This is a genomic window from Plantactinospora sp. BC1 (assembly GCF_003030345.1).
Classification (GTDB): Bacteria; Actinomycetota; Actinomycetes; order Mycobacteriales; family Micromonosporaceae; genus Plantactinospora.
Genome location: NZ_CP028158.1, coordinates 7,949,522 through 7,965,730 on the forward strand (window position 1 = coordinate 7,949,522; position 16,209 = coordinate 7,965,730).

Below are 16,209 nucleotides of genomic sequence, written 5' to 3' on the forward strand. Positions count from 1 at the left end.
ACCCACCTGGTCGGGCGGTCCGGTCGGCTCGAAGGTAGGTTGCGGGTAGTCCGACCGGCCGGGCTGGCCGGGTCGATACGAGCACGAGGGAGTGCAGGTGCGCGAGTTCTCGGTTCCCCCAGCGGTCACGGTCGGGGACGCGGCCAACCTCACCGACCCGGTCTGGGACAACGCCGAGGAGGCGCCGGAGAGCGTGCAGTTCGTCCGACGGGCCGTCGACGCCGCCGGCCAGCAGGACGGCTGGACCGACGTGACCTGCCGGCAGTTCCGCGACGAGGTGGTCGCGGTGGCCCGGGGACTCATCGCCGCCGGGATCAACCCGGGCGACCGGGTCGGGCTGATGAGCCGCACCCGGTACGAGTGGACCCTGATCGACTATGCGATCTGGGCGGCCGGCGGAGTGACCGTACCGATCTACGACACCTCCAGCCCCGAACAGGTCGCCTGGATCCTCTCCGACTCCGGGGCGGTGGCCTGCGTACTGGAGACCAACGGGCACGCGATGGCGCTGGCCGGGGTGCGGGACCGACTGCCCAGCCTGGAGCAGGTCTGGCAGATCGAACTCGGCGGCATCGACGAGTTGGTGGCGCTCGGTGGCCCGGTCGACCCGGCCGAGGTCGACGTACGACGCAAGGCGGTCAAGGCGGCCGACATCGCCACGATCATCTACACCAGTGGCACCACCGGACGCCCCAAGGGCTGCGTACTGACCCACCGGAACATGCTCTCCGACATCTGCAACGCCATCCCGGTGCTGCCGAACCTCTTCAACGAGGGCGCCTCGACGCTGCTCTTCCTGCCGCTGGCCCACTCGTTCGCCCGGCTGATCCAGATCGGCACGGTCCGGGCCCGGGCCACCGTGGCGCACAGCGCCGACACGAAGAACCTGGTCGACGAGCTGAAGGAGTTCACGCCCAGCTTCGTGCTCTCGGTACCCCGGGTCTTCGAGAAGGTCCACACCGGCGCGGTGCAGAAGGCGACCGACGAGGGCAAGGGCAAGATCTTCGCCGCCGCCGAGCGGGTGGCGATCGCGTACAGCCAGGCCCTGGACACCCCCTCCGGACCCGGCCTGGGGCTGCGGCTGCGGCACCGGGTCTTCGACCGGCTGGTCTACCGCAAGCTCCGGGCCGCGCTCGGCGGACGCTGCCAGAACGCGATCTCCGGAGGAGCACCGCTCGGCGCCCGGCTCGGACACTTCTTCCGGGGCGTCGGGGTGGTGGTCTACGAGGGGTACGGGCTGACCGAGACCTCCCCGGCGGTCGCGGTGAACCTGCCCGGGGCGATCCGGATCGGCACCGTCGGCCGACCGCTGCCGGGGGTGACCATCCGGATCGCCGACGACGGGGAGATCCTGATCTCCGGCGACGTGGTCTTCCAGGGCTACTGGAACAACCCCGAGGCGAGTGCCGAGGTGCTGACCCCGGACGGCTGGTTCCACAGCGGCGACCTCGGCGAGCTGGACGACGACGGCTACCTCCGCATCACCGGGCGGAAAAAGGAGATCATCGTCACCGCCGCCGGCAAGAACATCGCCCCGGCCGTACTCGAGGACGGGATCCGGGCGCACCGGCTGGTCAGCCAGTGCATGGTGGTCGGCGACCGTCGGCCCTTCGTCGCCGCGCTGGTCACCATCGACGAGGAGGCGCTGCCGGCCTGGCTGCGCGAGCACGGCCGGCCGGACGGCACCCCGGTCCGGGAGCTTCGTGACGACCCCGAGCTGCGCGCCGAGATCCAGCGCGCCGTGGACGAGGCGAACCGGGCGGTGTCCCGGGCCGAGTCGGTCCGGCAGTTCCGGATCCTGCCCCGGGACTTCGCGGAGGCGACCGGCGAGTTGACTCCGTCGATGAAGGTCAAGCGAGGCGTCGTGGAGAAGACATACTCGGCGGAAATCGCCGAGATATACGGCAACTGACTACCATCCGTCAGGTGCCCGCCTCGACCTCCGGCCTCAGCCGTCCGCACCCGCTCGCGGCGGCGGCGCGGGTCATCATGCTCGCGCTCGTCGCGGTCCTCACCCTGATCGCCACCCGGGAGCCCGGGCAACTCCGCTGGGTCGCCCTGCTCGCCGTCGCCGGCATCCCCGCCGTGGCCGCCCCCGGACACCGGGTGCTGGCCCCGCTGGGCCGGTTCGCCGAGGTCGTCCTGGTGGGGCTGGCCGCCGGCCAGGTCGCCGCGGCGGCAAACATCGGTACCCCGATGCCCGGGGTCGGAGCGTCGGCGATCCTGCCCTACCTCGCCGTACCCCTGACCGTGGCGGCCCTGCAACGGCGGATCCGGGAGGGCATCGCGCTGATCGTGGTCGCCGCGGTGACGCTGGTGGTCAGCGGGGTCCTGACCGTCGGCGACGGCGGGCCGCAGATCAGCCAGGTCGGCTATCTGACCGTGGCGGCCCAGTGGGTGATCCTGGCCGCGCTCGGGCTCTTCGCGGCGGGTTCGCTGCAACGGATCGTCCAGGCCCGTGGCGAGCCCCGGCCGCAGCCGTACACCGAGGCGACCCGGCTGCTGACCCAGTTGCGCAGTGTCGCCCGACAACTACCCGGGGCAACTCTTGATCCCGGCAGCATCTCCGAGCACCTGATCGAGGAGTTGCGCGGGGTGACCCGGGCGGACCGGGCCGCGGTGCTCTCCGCCAGCGGCGGCGGCCGGCTGGTCGTACTCGCCCAGGCCGGGGTGGACCGGGTCGACTGGGAGACGACCCTGGACGCCGACTCGGCGATCGCCGACGCCTGGGCCAGTCAGCAGCCCCAGACGGCACACCGGTCACAGGCCCGCTCGCACCCCGGCGGTGAGGTGTCGGCGCTGGTCGTACCGCTGGTCGCCGGGGTACGGACGGTCGGCCTGGTCACCCTGGAGGCCGACGTCTCCGGCGCCTATCCGCCCCCGGTGGTGGCCCAGGTCACCGCGCTGACCCGGCCGGCGGCGCTCCGGCTGGAGGCGGCGCTGCTCTTCGACGAGGTACGGTCGCTGGCCACCAACGAGGAGCGGCAGCGCCTGGCCCGGGAGATCCACGACGGGGTGGCCCAGGAACTCGTGATGGTCGGGTACGGCATCGACAACGCCCTGGCCACCCTCCCCGAGGACGCCACCGACACCGCCGAGGAGCTGCGTACGCTGCGCGGCGAGGTGACCCGGGTCATCACCGAACTGCGGCTGAGCCTCTTCGAGCTGCGCAGCGAGGTCGACCGGCACGGCGGGCTCGCCGCCGCCATCGCCGAGTACGCCCGCACCGTCGGCGCCTCCGCCGGCCTGCGGGTGCACTACACCCTCGACGAGTCCACCGCCCGGCTGCCGGCGGCCACCGAGGCGGAGCTGCTGCGCATCGCACAGGAGGCGATCACGAACGCCCGCAAGCACGCCGGGGCGTCGAATCTCTGGGTCACCTGTGCCGTGGACCCCCCATTCGCCCAAATTGAAGTGTCGGATGATGGTCAGGGCATCGCTGACCAGCGGCCCGATGGCAGGTATGGTCTTGCGATCATGGCGGAGAGGGCGGAACGTATCCGGGGCCGGCTAGAGATCAGTCCGCGACACCCCAGCGGCACGACGGTGGCAGTGGTGCTCGGAACCTCGTCCCGGCGCGATAACGTGCGCGATAGCGTCACCGCATCAGAAGGGGAGTAACCCGAGCATGACCACCAGCCCCATGCCGACCACTCGGACCAAGGTCCTGCTCGTCGACGATCACGACCTGATTCGTAAGGGCCTGCGGCACGCGTTCGAGCGGGACCGGCAGTTCGAGGTCGTCGGCGAGGCCGCCACTGCCGCCGAGGGGGTCCGCCAGGCCGGCGCCCTGCAACCCGATGTAGTGATCATGGATCTCCGCCTTCCCGACGGGAGCGGGCTGGAGGCGACCCGGGCGCTGCGCAAGTCCAGCGCCACGATGGGCATCGTGGTGCTCACCATGTACGCGGGCGACGACCAGCTCTTCGGCGCCCTCGAAGCCGGTGCCAGCGCCTTCGTGCCGAAGACCGCCCCCGCCGACGAGGTCGTCGCCGCCGCCCGGCACGCGGCCTCCTCGCCGAGTGCGTTCACCGCCGCGGACCTGGCCGAGGCGATGAAGCGCCGCCTCGCCCCGTCCGGCCCGCAGCTCTCGCCCCGGGAGGGACAGGTGCTGCGCCTGCTGGCCGACGGGATGAGCGTCGCCGGCATCGCGAAGCAGCTCTTCGTCAGCGAGTCGACGGCCAAGACGCACATCTCGAAGCTCTACGAGAAGCTCGGCGCGGCCAACCGGGCCCAGGCCCTGATGACCGCGCTCCGGCTGGGCCTGCTCGAAGCGCCGGACGCCCCGAAGTTCTGATCGGTCGGCGGTTCCGATCGTCGGCGGCGGGTCCGCCGGGGCCGGATGCCAGCGGGTACGCCCCGCTGGTCTCCGGTGGCCGACGACCAGCCACACCGGCCAGGGCAGTCACAGCGGTCACACGACGTCGCCCGTGGCCGGGGATCCGGCCGGCGCAGTCGTGGACGGTGGTCAGTTCGACGGATTGGGTACCCGGGCGGGGATCGCCCGGCCGGTCATCCGGCGGAACGCCAGATAGGTCTCGCAGCCGAGGCAGAGCCCGAACGCCCCGTTGAGGAAGGCGGCGGCCAACGCCAGGCAGGAGACGACCAGCCCCAGCCAGGTGGCGCCGGAGAGATAGCCGGCGGCGGCCACCAGCATGAACCCGAGCCCGAGAAGCTGGGCGAAGCGTACCGGCGCCACGGGCTCCAACTCGGCGGGGCGGGCCAACCGAGGCGCCAGTACGGCCCGGAACAACAGGCCGTACGGGCTGCGGCGCGGGTCGACGGCGGCGATCGCGAACACCACCGCCTGGGCCAGCGCCAGCCAACCCGAGCCGGTGACGAGTACGACGACCAGGACGAGCGTGGTGACGACCGCGGCAAAGCGCGGTCCACGGGGGTCGAGCAACATGTTCACCTCGGTGGGCAGGGACGGCGCCAGTCGTCGTCACGGCGCTCGTCGGGACGTGGACGCGGGATTGCCGCCGGGACGGTCTCGCTGGTCAGTGGCGGAGGTGGGCGGACGGCCGGCCGGCGCCGACCTTCCGGTGCCGAGACGGTACGCCCACCCCGGCACTCCCGGCGGTGCACCGGGTCATGACGGTCCCCGGCGCAGCAGTGGCGCCACCGCAGCGAGGACCTGGGCCCTGGCCGGCACTCCGGCGGCACGCTGCACGATCCGCCCGTCGGCGTCGACCAGCAGCACCGTGGGGGTACGCCAGATGCCCAGGGCCCGTACCGCCGGCAACTGGCTCTCCGCGTCGACCTCCACGTGTCGTACCCCGTCCAGGGTCTCGGTGACGTCGGCCAGCACCTGCCGGGTGGCCCGGCACGGCGCGCAGAACGCCGACGAGAACTGGAGCAGGGTGGCGGAGGCGCCGGGCCGGACCCCGAGCGCGGCCAGCAGTGCGGGGTCGACCGGCAGTCCGACCCCGGCGCCCGGCGTGGAGCCGTTGCCAGCGGCGGGATCGGCGCCCGGCGTGGAGCCGTTGCCGGCGGCGGGATCGGCGCCCGGCGGCCGAGGTGGCGGCGCCGCAGGAGGCTGGCGCCGAAGGTCGGCAGCCGGATCGGAACCGTCGTCCGACCGCAGCCCGAAGCCGGCCCGGGAGAGCCGGTTGGTCGGCGACTGCCGCCGGAGTCGCCCGTCGAAGTGGCGGCGCCACAGGCCGTAGCCGGCGGCCAGCAGCAAGGTGGCCACCGCCGCGACGGAACCGCTCAATGCGGCGTTCTGCACCACTACAGACTGCCATGTCCAGGCGTCGATGACCATCGTTGTGATGTCACCCGTTCCCCCGGCCGGCTCCACCGCCGGGACGGGGAATCGACGGGCAGTTCCGACCCGAGTCGGTACGCCGACGCCGGCCCGCCGGGGCGCGGCAGCGTAAGCCGGTCAGCATTTCCGTCAGCCGGTCAGCACTTCTCAGCCGATCAGCACTTCCGTCAGCCGGTCAGCACTTCCGTCATCCGCCGTGCCTGCCGCTCCCAGCGCCACTCCCGCTCCACCCAGGCGCGTCCGGCCGCACCCATCCGGCGGGACAGCTCCGGGTCGGCGAGCAGCGTCGCCACCCGGTCGGCGAGCTGGCCGACGTCACGGCCGTCGACGACGTACCCGGTCTCGCCCTCCCGGACCGCGTCCGGGGCGCCGCCGGAGTTTCCGGCCACCACCGGCAGCCCGGTCGCGGATGCCTCCAGATAGACGATGCCCAGGCCCTCCACGTCCAGCCCGCCGTTGCGGGTCCGGCACGGCATCGCGTAGACGTCCCCGGCCGCGTAGTGCGCCGGCAGTTCGGCGGTCGGCACCGAGCCGGTGAAGACGACATCACCGGCGACTCCCGCCCGCCGGGCGAGCTTCTCCAGCGTCGCCCGGTACGGTCCGCCGCCGACCACCAGCAGTGCCGCCCCCGGCACCCGGCGACGGATCTCCGGCAGCGCCCGGATCAGCGCGTCCTGCCCCTTGCGCGGCACCAGCCGGGAGACGCAGACCACCACCGGCCGGTCGGCCAGGCCGTGCCGGGCCCGGATCTCGGCCCCGTCCACGTCCGGGTGGTAGACGTCGACGTCCACCCCGGGCGCCAGCCGGCGCAGCTCGGTGCGGCCGCGCAGCACCCGGTCCAGCCGTACCCGGGTGTATTCCCCCAGATAGGTCGTGACGTCGACGCCGTCACCGATCCGGCGCAGCGCCGACCGGGCACCCGGCAGCGCCGCCCAGCCGACCTCGTGGCCGTGGGTCTGGGCCACCACCCGACCGATACCGGCGCGGCGACGCAGCCCGGCGGCGAGCAACCCCAACGGGGCCGCCGCGCCGAACCAGACGGTGTCGCAGTCGTAGGACCGGGCCAGCTCCGCCGCCCGCCGCGCGACGTGCCGGGTCGGCAGCAGTACGCCGGTCGGCTCGCGTACCACCTCGAACGGCTGGTCGGCGTCGAACTTGTCGGCACCGCGCCAGGTCGAGGCGTAGACCACCACGGATCCGGGTGGCTGCCGGACGGCGAGGCCGTGCACGAAGGACTGGATCCCACCGGGGCGCGGCGGAAAGTCGTTGGTGACGAGCAGAGTCCTGGTCAACCGCCGGCTCCTCGGGCGTACGCGCGGGCCGCGGCCATGCGCTCCACTGTGGATGGATGACTCGCCCGGAAGAGGTACTCCCACCGGGGCGGATCGGGGTCGGCGAGGTTGACGCTGGAGAGCCGCCGCTGCATCGCCTCGAACGAGCCCGGGTCACCGGTCAGCGCCAGGGCGTGCGCGTCGGCCCGCGCCTCGACCTGCCGGGAGACCCAGGCCTGTGCCGGCGTCGCCACCAGACCGGCCACCGTCACCAGGGCCAGCAGCAGCGGAAACGCCCGTGGCTCGGCCACCGAGTCGACTCCGGCGGCCCGCAACAGCGCGGCCGACGAGCCGAGCAGGTAGAGCGCGACGACCGCCGCCGCCGCGCCGAGCGCACCGGTGAGGGTGCCGGTCAGCACGTCCCGGTCCTTCGCGTGGCCCAACTCGTGCGCGACCACGCTCGCCACCTCGGCCGGCGGCGCCTCGCGCAGCAGGGTGTCGTAGACGACGATCCGCCGGGTCGGACCGAACCCGGAGACGTACGCGTTGACCGCCCGGGTCCGCCGGGAGGCATCCGCGACCAGCACGTCCTTCACCGGTACGCCGTCGGCGTCGGCCAGCGTCATCAGCTCGGTGCGCAGCGGTCCCGGCTCCATCGGGGTGAACCGGTTGAAGATCGGCTCCACCAGCACCGGCAATATGAACGAGAGGAGCGTGACCAGCACCGCCGCGCCGGCCGCCCCGAACGCCCACCACCACCTCGGGGCCAGCCGGGTCACCGTGTAGAAGCCGAGCAGCGCCACCGCGCCGATCACGGCACTGACCGCGTACGACTTGAGCAGGTCGACCGTCCAGCCGCCCCAGCCCTGGGTGGAGAGCCCGTAGCGGGCCACCACCGCGTGCCGCCAGGCGGCGAACGGCAGGGTGACCAGGTCGGCCACCAGCACCACGGCCAGGCCGCCGAGCACGGCCTGGGCAATCCAGTTGTCACCGAAGGGGCGCCCGACCAGGGCGATCAGCTTCGCGCCGAGCGGGGTGAGGCCGAGCAGCAGGGCGATCACCAGCCCGACGGCCAGCGCGCCGTAGCCACCCGGGCGCAGCGCGGCGGCGAAGGCCCTCCCCCGGGCCACCTCGGCCGGATCCAACTCGTCGAGCGCGGAGAGCTGATCGGCGCGGGGCGCGGGTGGGCGGTGCCACGGCACCAGCAGCGCGGTGGCGGCGACGAGCAGCAGTACGAGAGCGACGAGGGTCAGCCCGGCCCAGGCACGCGGCGTCATGCCGTCGCCCGTACCCACTGGGTCGTCCGCTCCACCCACTGGGTCATCCGCTCTGCCCTTTCGCCGGCCCGATCGCGCGGCCAATCCTATGCCGGACCGGCCGGCCGGAGTCCTGCGCCGGGTGGAGTCCCGCGCCGGGCGGAGTCCTGCGCCGGGCGGAGTCCTGCGCCGGGCGGAGTCCTGCGCCGGGCGGAGTCCTGCGCCGGGCGGACTACGCGACCCGTCGGCCTCGGCGCCGGTTGGCGAGCCGGGTCGGCGCCGAGACCGGGGCGTCGAGGATCTCGACGTCGAAGCCGGCCCGGGTGAAGACCTCGATCGCGTGTATCTCGTCGGCGGTCAACGAAGCCTGTCCCGGCGGCTGGTCCAGCAGGGCACTCACCAGGCACCCGGAACAGGCCGCACCCCGGCGGAGGGTGCAACTGTCGCAGTCGATGAGCATCTGCTCACTCCTCAAAGCAGCGGGAGACGGTGTTGTCGTGACGCGGCCACCGTCCGTGACACCCACCCTAGAACAGGGGTACGACAAAACCTCCGTTGCCGCCCAACGCCCCCATCCAGATGATCAACGGACAAACTGGCGGCGGCCGTGCCACGGCACGGCACAGCAGGGCAGGGCACAGCAGGGCAGGGCACAGCAGGGCAGGGCACGGCACAGCAGGGCAGGGCACGGCACAGCAGGGCAGGGCACCCGAGGTGCTGGTGCCCGCTCAGGAGCGGGCGAGCCGGCGGAGCAGCGAGTCCGCGCCGAGCGGGTAGGCGCCGTGCCGGCGTACCCCATCGGCGACCTCGCGGTCGGAGGAGACCACCACGACCGGCCGCCCGGCCGGCTCGGCCCGGACCAGCCGGCGGATCAGGTCGTCGGCGGTCTCACCCTTCCGGGAGAAGAGCACCCGCACCCCGCGCGGCGCGGGCGGTAGCCCGTGCATCCGCTCGGCGCCGTCGAAGACGACCGTCACCTCGTCACCGGTCTGCGCCGCGATGCCGCCCAGGCCGGTGATCAGACGCTTGCGCTGCTGCTCCAGGGACATGTCCCCGAAGCCCCGCTTGGTGACGTTGTAACCGTCGACCACCAGGTGCGCGCGGGGCAGGGCCAGCAGCTCGTCCAGCCGGGCCGGGTCGTCGGCGTCCAGCGCCCGGGCCGAGTTGGCCGTCGCCGGACGCTCGGCGAACGCGTCGGCGACGTAGTCGGCCGGCAACCGGTCGGCGGGATCGAGGGCGAGTTCCCGGCGCAGCCCGACGGCGGCCCGGCCGATCGTCTCCAGCAGCAGCCAGAGCCGGGCGTCGTCGACCGACCGGGCCTCCTTGGCGGTCTGCCGGACCGCACCGGCGGTCGCCTCGGCCTCGGCCAACCGGGCCCGTACCCTGCGCAGCTCCGCCTCGTGGTCGGCCGCCGCCCGGCTGGCCCGTCCCTTCTCGGTGGCGAGCAGCTCGGCCGCCCGCCGCTGCCCGGCCTGCGCCTCCCGCAGTGTTCGGCCCAGCACCCGGTTCTCCTCGCGGAGCTGGCCCAACTCCTCCCGGAGCCGGGCCACCTCGTCGCGCAGCTTGTCGGCCTCCACCTTCGCCACCGCACGGTCGTGCTCGGCCCGGGTGGCCCGCTGTTCGGCCTCGCGGACCAGTTCGGCGACGACGGCGCTGTCGGCCTCGGCCCGGACCGCCGCACCGGCATCCTCGACCAGGTCACGCCAGCCCGGCGGTCGGGTCAGGTAGGCGAGCGCGGCGACCTCCACCGGATCGGCGGCGGCCGGACTCGCACCGGAGACCACCACGGAGCCGAGTTCCCCGGCCTCGGCGAGGACCCGGCTGGCGACCCGCTGCCGGAACAGCGGATCGGCGGCGAGCTGGGTGGCGATCGGTCCGCCGCCGAGCCGGGCCCGCCGGTTCGGCGCGAACTTGGCGACCCGGCGCAGCGGCGGCGGCAGTTCGTCGGTGGGCAGCGTCGGCAACGCGGCGGCGGCCAGGCTGACGATCCGGGCCCGGACCGGCTCCGGCAGGGTCGGCTCCGGCTCCCGATCCCCCAGCTCCCGATCGTTCGGCTCCCGATCCGCAGCCCCAGCGTCGCCCGGCTCACCGTCGCCCGGATCACCGCCGCCCGGCTCACCGTCACCCGGATCACCGCCGCCCGGATCACCGCCGCCCGGCTCACCGTCACCGGGCTCGGTAGCAGCCGGGTCGGTGTCGATCGGGTCGGTCTCGATCGGGTCGTCGCCGGTCGGCTCCGTCAGCGGGCCGGCGGGCGGCACGGCTGCTCCGCCCCCGGGGCCGGGCGATGTGTCGGTGACCAGCGTCGGTTCCGCCTCGTCGGTACCGGGTACGGCCGGACGCGGCTCGTCGCTGCCGCCGTCCCGCCCGGGATCGCCAGCACGCTCAGAGCGCGCGAGCTGCGCCGCCTCCTCGGGGAGGCGGTCGTCGGACGGTTCGGCGCGGGGCATGCCGCCAGTCTCCCACCGACACCCTACCGATCGCCCAACACCTCAGATGATCTCGCCCCGTCGGCCCCCGGTAACGACTGGTACGGATGATACGGAAGTGTCGTACGTGCCGCCTAACCTGCCCGCCGTGGTCTCACCTCAATATGTCCAGGGCACGCTGGACGGCCTGCCGGACGGCACTCCCGGCGCGGACGGCTGGCCCGACGAGGCGACGTCACTGCGGCAGACCACCTTCGTGGTGCTCGACCTGGAGACCACCGGTGGCGCCCCGGACGGCGGCGGGATCACCGAGATCGGCGCGGTCAAGGTGCGCGGCGGCGAGGAGCTGGGCGTGCTGGCCACCCTGGTCAACCCGGGTGAGCCGATTCCGCCGTTCATCACCGTGCTGACCGGGATCACCCAGGCGATGCTGCTGCCGGCCCCGCCGGTCGAGGAGGTGCTGCCCAGCCTGCTGGAGTTCCTCCGGGGTGCGGTGCTGGTCGCGCACAACGCCCCCTACGACGTGGGCTTCCTCAAGGCGGCCTGTGCCCGGCACGGCTACACCTGGCCGAACCCCCGGGTGCTCGACACGGCGGCGCTGGCCCGCCGGGTGCTCACCCGGGACGAGGTGCCCAACCGCAAGCTCGGCACCCTGGCGGCCTACTTCCGCACCCCGCACCAGCCGAGCCACCGGGCGCTGGCCGACGCCAAGGCCACCGTGGACGTGCTGCACGGGTTGATCGCCCGGCTCGGCGGGCACCGGGTGGAGACCCTCGGCGACGCGATCGAGTTCGCCAAGGCGGTCACCCCGACCCAGCGCCGCAAGCGGCACCTGGCCGAGGGGCTGCCCAGGGTGCCGGGGGTCTACATCTTCCGGGCCGCCGACGACCGGCCGCTCTACGTCGGCACCTCCGGGGACATCGCCACCCGGGTGCGCAGCTACTTCACCGCCGCCGAGAAGCGGGCCCGGATCTCGGAGATGCTGGCCGCCGCCGAGCGGGTCGAGGCGATCGAGTGTGCCCATCCGCTGGAGGCGGAGGTGCGCGAGCTGCGGCTGATCGGCGCGCACGCCCCGCCGTACAACCGCCGGTCGAAGTTTCCGGAGCGGGTGGTCTGGCTCAAGTTGACCTCGGAGCCGTACCCGCGGTTGTCCCTGGTCAGGTCGTTGGGCCCGGACGACGCGGCCTATCTCGGCCCGTTCAGCTCCCGCCGCTCGGCGGAGCTGGCCGCGGCCGGGGTGCACGACGCGGTGCCGCTGCGCCAGTGCACCCCCCGGCTCTCGGTCCGGACCACCAGCCCGGCCTGCGCGCTGGCCGAGCTGGGTCGCTGCCCGGCACCCTGCGAGCACCGGATCTCGGTCGACGAGTACGCGCACCGCGCGGTCGAGCCGGTCCGCTCGGCTCTGGCCGACGACCCGCAGGTGCTGGTCGACGCGCTGCTGGCCCGGATCGGGGTGCTCTCCGACGCCCAGCGCTACGAGGAGGCGGCGGTGGTCCGGAGCCGGCTGGCGGCGGTACTCCGGGCCACCGTCCGGATGCAACGCCTGGTCGGGCTGACCCGGATCGGTGAGCTGGCCGCCGCCCGGCGGGCCGCCGACGGCGGTTGGGAGATCGCGGTGGTCCGGCACGGCCGGCTGGCCGGGGCCGGCACCGCCGCGCCGGGGGTGCCGCCCCGGAGGGTGCTCGACCTGGTCCGGGCGACCGCCGAGACGGTGCTGCCCGGGCACGGTCCGGTCCCCAACGCCTCGGCCGAGGAGTCCGAACGCATCCTGTCCTGGTTGGAGCGGCCCGACACGCGGCTGGTCGAGACATCCGCTGGTTGGGCCTCTCCGGCCAGGGGGGCGGGGCGGTTCCGTGACCTGCTGGTCCGGGCCGAGGCGGCGTCGTCGAGACAACTCCCGACCGAACGCACATAAGCAAGTGACCGATCGGACGACCTTCACTCCTTTAGGCTGTTAGAGAAGTGCAGTCCTGCCCGATTTCGGGGCTTGCGTGCGCACTGGTCTTCCGCGCGTCCGTCGGCCCTGGACGTGGCGGTGAGTGAGGAGGTGGCTCCGCGTGGACCTCGAAGCCGGTCACGGCGCTGCCTTCGGAAGCGCCCGCCCGACGGAGATCACGCTGAGCAGACGGCTGCGCTCGTTGCTGTCCTGGCCGTCCGCTGAGGACGATCCGGTGACCCAACTGGTCCGGGCACACCGCAGCGTGCACCCGAGCGCCGACGTCGGAGTGCTGCGCCGCAGCTACGCCATTGCCGAGAGCATGCACCGGGGGCAGTTCCGCAAGAGCGGCGAGCCGTACATCACGCATCCGCTGGCGGTGGCGCAGATCTGCGCCGAGTTGGGGATGGACACCGTCACCCTGGTCGCCGCGCTGCTGCACGACACCGTCGAGGACACCCGCTACACCCTCCAGGCGCTCACCGGTGACTTCGGACGCGAGGTGGCGCACCTGGTCGACGGAGTGACCAAGTTCGACAAGGCGTTCTACGGCAAGGCCGCCGAGGCCGAGACGATCCGCAAGATGATCATCGCGGCGGGCAAGGACGTCCGGGTCCTGATCATCAAGCTCGCCGACCGGCTGCACAACATGCGTACCCTCGACGCCCGCTCGCTCGCCTCGCGGGCCCGGATCGCCCGCGCCACCCAGGAGGTGCTGGTCCCGCTCTGCGACCGGCTCGGCATCCAGGCGCTCAAGCGCGACCTGGACGACGTGGTGCTGCGCCACCTCGAACCCGAGGCGTACGCCCGGATCGACGAATACGTCAAGAGCCGGCCGGACTGGGCCGGCTATCTCGACGACGTGGTGGCCCAGGCCAAGGTGGTACTCCGGCGCGACAAGATCATTTCCACGGTACGGCGCCGGGACCGGCACTACTACTCGATCTGGAAGGACACCGTCGCCCGGGACCAGACCACCCCGTTCGACCTGCCCCGGATCGCGATCGTGGTGGACGGGCCGGACACCGACTGCTACGCCGCGCTCGGCTCGATCCACGGCCTCTGGCGGCCGGTCGCCGGGCGGTTCAAGGACTACATCGCCGCGCCGAAGAACAACCTCTACAAGTCCCTGCACACCACGGTGATCGGTCCGGACGAGCGGACCGTGGAGGTGCTGATCCGGACCAAGACGATGGACCAGTCCGCCGAGTACGGCATCGCCGCCGACTTCCGCTTCCCCAAGCCGGGGGTGGACGCGGCGGGCAGCGCCGAACAGCTCGACTGGTTGCAGCGGGTGCTCAACTGGGAACGGGACACCGCCGACCCGGCGCAGTTCCTCCAGTCGCTGCGCTGCGACCTCGCCGAGACCCAGATCCAGGTCTTCGCCGAGGGTCGGCAGATCGTCCTGCCGGCCGGCTCCACCCCGGTCGACCTGGCGTACGAGCTGGGCCCGCACCGGGGCGACCACTGCCTCGCCGCGAAGATCAACGGCCGGCTGGCCCCGCTCTCCTCGGAACTGGACGAGGGCGACGTGGTCGAGATCTTCAGCGAGACCGACGCGCAGGGCGAGTTCGACCTCGCGGTCGCCCCGCCGGGGCCGCGCAAGGAGTGGCTCGGTTTCGTCAAGTCGCCGCACGCGCAGATGCAGATCAACCGCTGGTTCGCCGACCACCAGGAGCCGGCGATCTCGATCTCAGACAAGGTCCGGCTGGGTCGGGCCACCATCGGGCTGACGCTGCGCAAGCACGACCGGGGGCTCGCCAACGACCTGCCGCTGCGCCGGCTCGCCGAGGAGCAGGGCTATCCCGACCTGGAAACCCTGCTGGTCGCGGTGGTCGACCGGACGGTCGAGCCGGACACGGTGGTCGAACAGTTGATCGCGATGGTGGACCACCAGGAGTGAAGGGTCTGCCCCGGGACACTCACCGGGTCGGCTTGCCCTCTAGCCTGGTCCGGTGATCTCCCGCCGCTCGTCGACGCGCGCCGTCGGCTACAAGATCTTCTATCGTCTGCCCATCGGGGTGCGTCGCCGGTTGGTCCGACTGGCGGTGCCGAAGTACATCGTCGGCGCGGTCACCCTGGTCCACGACGCCGAGGCGGCGGCACCGGGCCGGATCCTGCTGCTGCGCCAGCCACCGGGTCGGAAGTGGACCCTGCCGGCCGGGCTGCTCCAGCGCCGCGAGAGCCCGCTGGTCGGCGCCGCCCGCGAACTGCACGAGGAGACCGGCATCAAGCTGCCGTTGACCGAGTTCGAGCCGGCGGTGCCGAACGCGGTGGTACACCTCAAGGGCTGGGTCGACATGGTCTTCCAGGTACGCGTCCCGGCCTCGACCACCGAACTGGTGGTCGACGGTGCCGAGGTGTTCGAGGCCGCCTGGCACCGGCTCGACGAGCTGCCTCCGCTCAGCACCGCGACCGCCCGACTGCTCGCCCACTACCGGATCGGCCCGCTCGCCGAGACCGACCCGGCCGGCACACCGCCACCGTCGTGACCACCGCGCCCGGCCCGGGGCCGCACACCGACCCGACGCAGATCGCCTCCGGCCCGCCGGCTGCCGTGGTCGAGGTCTGTGCCGTGGTGCTGGCCGCCGGGGAGGGCCGTCGGCTCCGCCCGCTCACCGAGCACCTGTCGAAGGCGCTCTGCCCGGTCGGAAACGTGCCGTTGCTGGACCGGGCGCTCGGCCGGATGTCGGCGCTCGGCTTCGACAACCCCGCGACGGTCGCGGTGAACGCCTGCTACCTCGGTGACCAGGTGGTCCGGCACGTCGGCGGCCGGGCCGCCCTCTCGGTCGAGCCCGGCGACCCGCTCGGCACCTCCGGCGGGGTGGCCAACCTGCGGAACTGGATCGACGGCCGGGGCGTACTCGTCGGAAACGCCGACGCCTATCTGGCCGCGCCCGACACGCCCCCCGGGCCGGACGTCGCCGCGCTGCTCGCCGGCTGGGACGGCACGACGGTACGGCTGCTCGGCCAGCCGGTCGACGGACCACCCCGTCCCGGCGACTTCGGCCGGCACCGCTTCGCCGGCTTCTCGCTGCTGCCCTGGGCCCGGGTCCGCGACCTGCCGGTCGAGCCGGCGGAACTGGTGCACACGGTCTGGCGCCCCGCCGAGGAGGCCGGTGAACTGGAGGTGGTCGAGTTCGCCGGTTGGTACCTCGACACCGGCACGCCCGCCGACTACCTGGCGGCGAACCTGCACGCGGCAGGCGGCGGCAGCCTGGTCGACCCGACCGCCGAGGTGACCGGCGAAGCCCGGGCGGCGGTGGTCGGCGCCGGTGCCGTGGTCCTAGGCAGCATCGAGCGCTGCGTGGTCTGGCCCGGCGGCCGGGTCCGGGCCGACGAGCGCCTGACCGACGCGATCCGGGTCGGCGACACCCTGACGGTCCCGGCACCCGCCGCCCCCGCGTCGGGCCGGTAGCCGCGAACCCCCGGACGAAGCCCTGCCGGCCGGTCCCCGCGTCGGGCCGGTAGCCGCCACCCGCCGGGCGACGCTCTAGCATGGGCGGGCAGCCCGACACGGCACCCGATCTCCGCCCGGCGCGGGCTG

General features: G+C 73.3%; 13 protein-coding genes. 7 read left to right on the forward strand and 6 right to left on the reverse strand.

What is annotated here, in order from left to right:
• Positions 1–97: 97 nt before the first annotated feature.
• From C6361_RS34890 to C6361_RS34900, 3 genes are read left to right on the forward strand one after another with little or no spacing between them, the layout of a single operon-like run.
• Complete coding sequence (locus C6361_RS34890; RefSeq protein ID WP_107271376.1) at positions 98–1,912, forward strand: long-chain fatty acid--CoA ligase; 1,815 nt, start codon at positions 98–100, stop codon at positions 1,910–1,912.
• Positions 1,913–1,926: 14 nt separating this feature from the next.
• On the forward strand, positions 1,927–3,621 hold the full coding sequence (locus C6361_RS34895) for a GAF domain-containing sensor histidine kinase (protein ID WP_107261549.1): 1,695 nt from the start codon (positions 1,927–1,929) through the stop codon (positions 3,619–3,621).
• Positions 3,622–3,628: 7 nt separating this feature from the next.
• Positions 3,629–4,297 carry a response regulator transcription factor gene (locus C6361_RS34900; protein WP_091557164.1) on the forward strand — a complete coding sequence of 223 codons (669 nt, stop codon included), beginning with the start codon at positions 3,629–3,631 and terminating at the stop codon, positions 4,295–4,297.
• A 171-nt stretch (positions 4,298–4,468) separates the two neighbouring features.
• Here the strand turns inward: C6361_RS34900 and C6361_RS34905 are convergent, their stop codons facing one another.
• The 6 genes from C6361_RS34905 to C6361_RS34930 all read right to left on the reverse strand — a co-directional run bounded on the left by C6361_RS34905 (position 4,469) and on the right by C6361_RS34930 (position 10,747).
• The gene (locus tag C6361_RS34905) at positions 4,469–4,909 is read right to left on the reverse strand and encodes a DUF4395 domain-containing protein (protein WP_107270438.1); all 441 of its coding nucleotides are present in this window, start codon (positions 4,907–4,909) and stop codon (positions 4,469–4,471) included.
• 183 nt (positions 4,910–5,092) lie between these two features.
• Positions 5,093–5,767: a thioredoxin family protein gene (locus C6361_RS34910; RefSeq protein WP_107270440.1), complete on the reverse strand. Its 675-nt coding sequence runs from the start codon at positions 5,765–5,767 to the stop codon at positions 5,093–5,095.
• A 170-nt stretch (positions 5,768–5,937) separates the two neighbouring features.
• The gene (locus C6361_RS34915) at positions 5,938–7,062 is read right to left on the reverse strand and encodes a glycosyltransferase family 4 protein (RefSeq protein ID WP_107261555.1); all 1,125 of its coding nucleotides are present in this window, start codon (positions 7,060–7,062) and stop codon (positions 5,938–5,940) included.
• A complete protein-coding gene (locus tag C6361_RS34920) occupies positions 7,059–8,318 on the reverse strand; it encodes a M48 family metallopeptidase (RefSeq protein WP_107271377.1) in 1,260 nt (419 codons plus the stop codon). Before C6361_RS34920 ends, C6361_RS34915 begins: the two co-directional genes overlap by 4 nt.
• Before the next feature lie 211 nt (positions 8,319–8,529).
• Positions 8,530–8,757 (reverse strand): hypothetical protein, encoded by a 228-nt coding sequence (locus C6361_RS34925; protein WP_107270441.1) that lies wholly within the window; start codon positions 8,755–8,757, stop codon positions 8,530–8,532.
• 268 nt (positions 8,758–9,025) lie between these two features.
• Positions 9,026–10,747: an NYN domain-containing protein gene (locus C6361_RS34930; RefSeq protein ID WP_369930976.1), complete on the reverse strand. Its 1,722-nt coding sequence runs from the start codon at positions 10,745–10,747 to the stop codon at positions 9,026–9,028.
• 127 nt (positions 10,748–10,874) lie between these two features.
• Between C6361_RS34930 and C6361_RS34935 the strand changes: the two genes are divergently transcribed.
• The 4 genes from C6361_RS34935 to C6361_RS34950 all read left to right on the forward strand — a co-directional run bounded on the left by C6361_RS34935 (position 10,875) and on the right by C6361_RS34950 (position 16,080).
• Entirely contained in the window at positions 10,875–12,641 is a 1,767-nt protein-coding gene (locus C6361_RS34935) for a DEDD exonuclease domain-containing protein (protein ID WP_234359192.1), read from the forward strand.
• Between the two features lie 142 nt (positions 12,642–12,783).
• Positions 12,784–14,565 (forward strand): bifunctional (p)ppGpp synthetase/guanosine-3',5'-bis(diphosphate) 3'-pyrophosphohydrolase, encoded by a 1,782-nt coding sequence (locus C6361_RS34940; RefSeq protein WP_107261561.1) that lies wholly within the window; start codon positions 12,784–12,786, stop codon positions 14,563–14,565.
• Between the two features lie 55 nt (positions 14,566–14,620).
• Positions 14,621–15,154: an NUDIX hydrolase gene (locus C6361_RS34945; protein ID WP_199853607.1), complete on the forward strand. Its 534-nt coding sequence runs from the start codon at positions 14,621–14,623 to the stop codon at positions 15,152–15,154.
• A gap of 65 nt (positions 15,155–15,219) precedes the next feature.
• Entirely contained in the window at positions 15,220–16,080 is an 861-nt protein-coding gene (locus tag C6361_RS34950; RefSeq protein ID WP_107271378.1) for a sugar phosphate nucleotidyltransferase, read from the forward strand.
• Positions 16,081–16,209 lie beyond the last annotated feature (129 nt).

Coding starts and splice junctions, on each gene's coding strand:
- C6361_RS34900 (WP_091557164.1), top strand. CDS start 3,629: ATGACCACCAGCCCCATGCCGACCACTCGGACCAAGGTCCTGCTCGTC.
- C6361_RS34905 (WP_107270438.1), bottom strand. CDS start 4,909: ATGTTGCTCGACCCCCGTGGACCGCGCTTTGCCGCGGTCGTCACCACG.
- C6361_RS34910 (WP_107270440.1), bottom strand. CDS start 5,767: ATGGTCATCGACGCCTGGACATGGCAGTCTGTAGTGGTGCAGAACGCC.
- C6361_RS34920 (WP_107271377.1), bottom strand. CDS start 8,318: ATGACGCCGCGTGCCTGGGCCGGGCTGACCCTCGTCGCTCTCGTACTG.
- C6361_RS34925 (WP_107270441.1), bottom strand. CDS start 8,757: ATGCTCATCGACTGCGACAGTTGCACCCTCCGCCGGGGTGCGGCCTGT.
- C6361_RS34930 (WP_369930976.1), bottom strand. CDS start 10,747: ATGCCCCGCGCCGAACCGTCCGACGACCGCCTCCCCGAGGAGGCGGCG.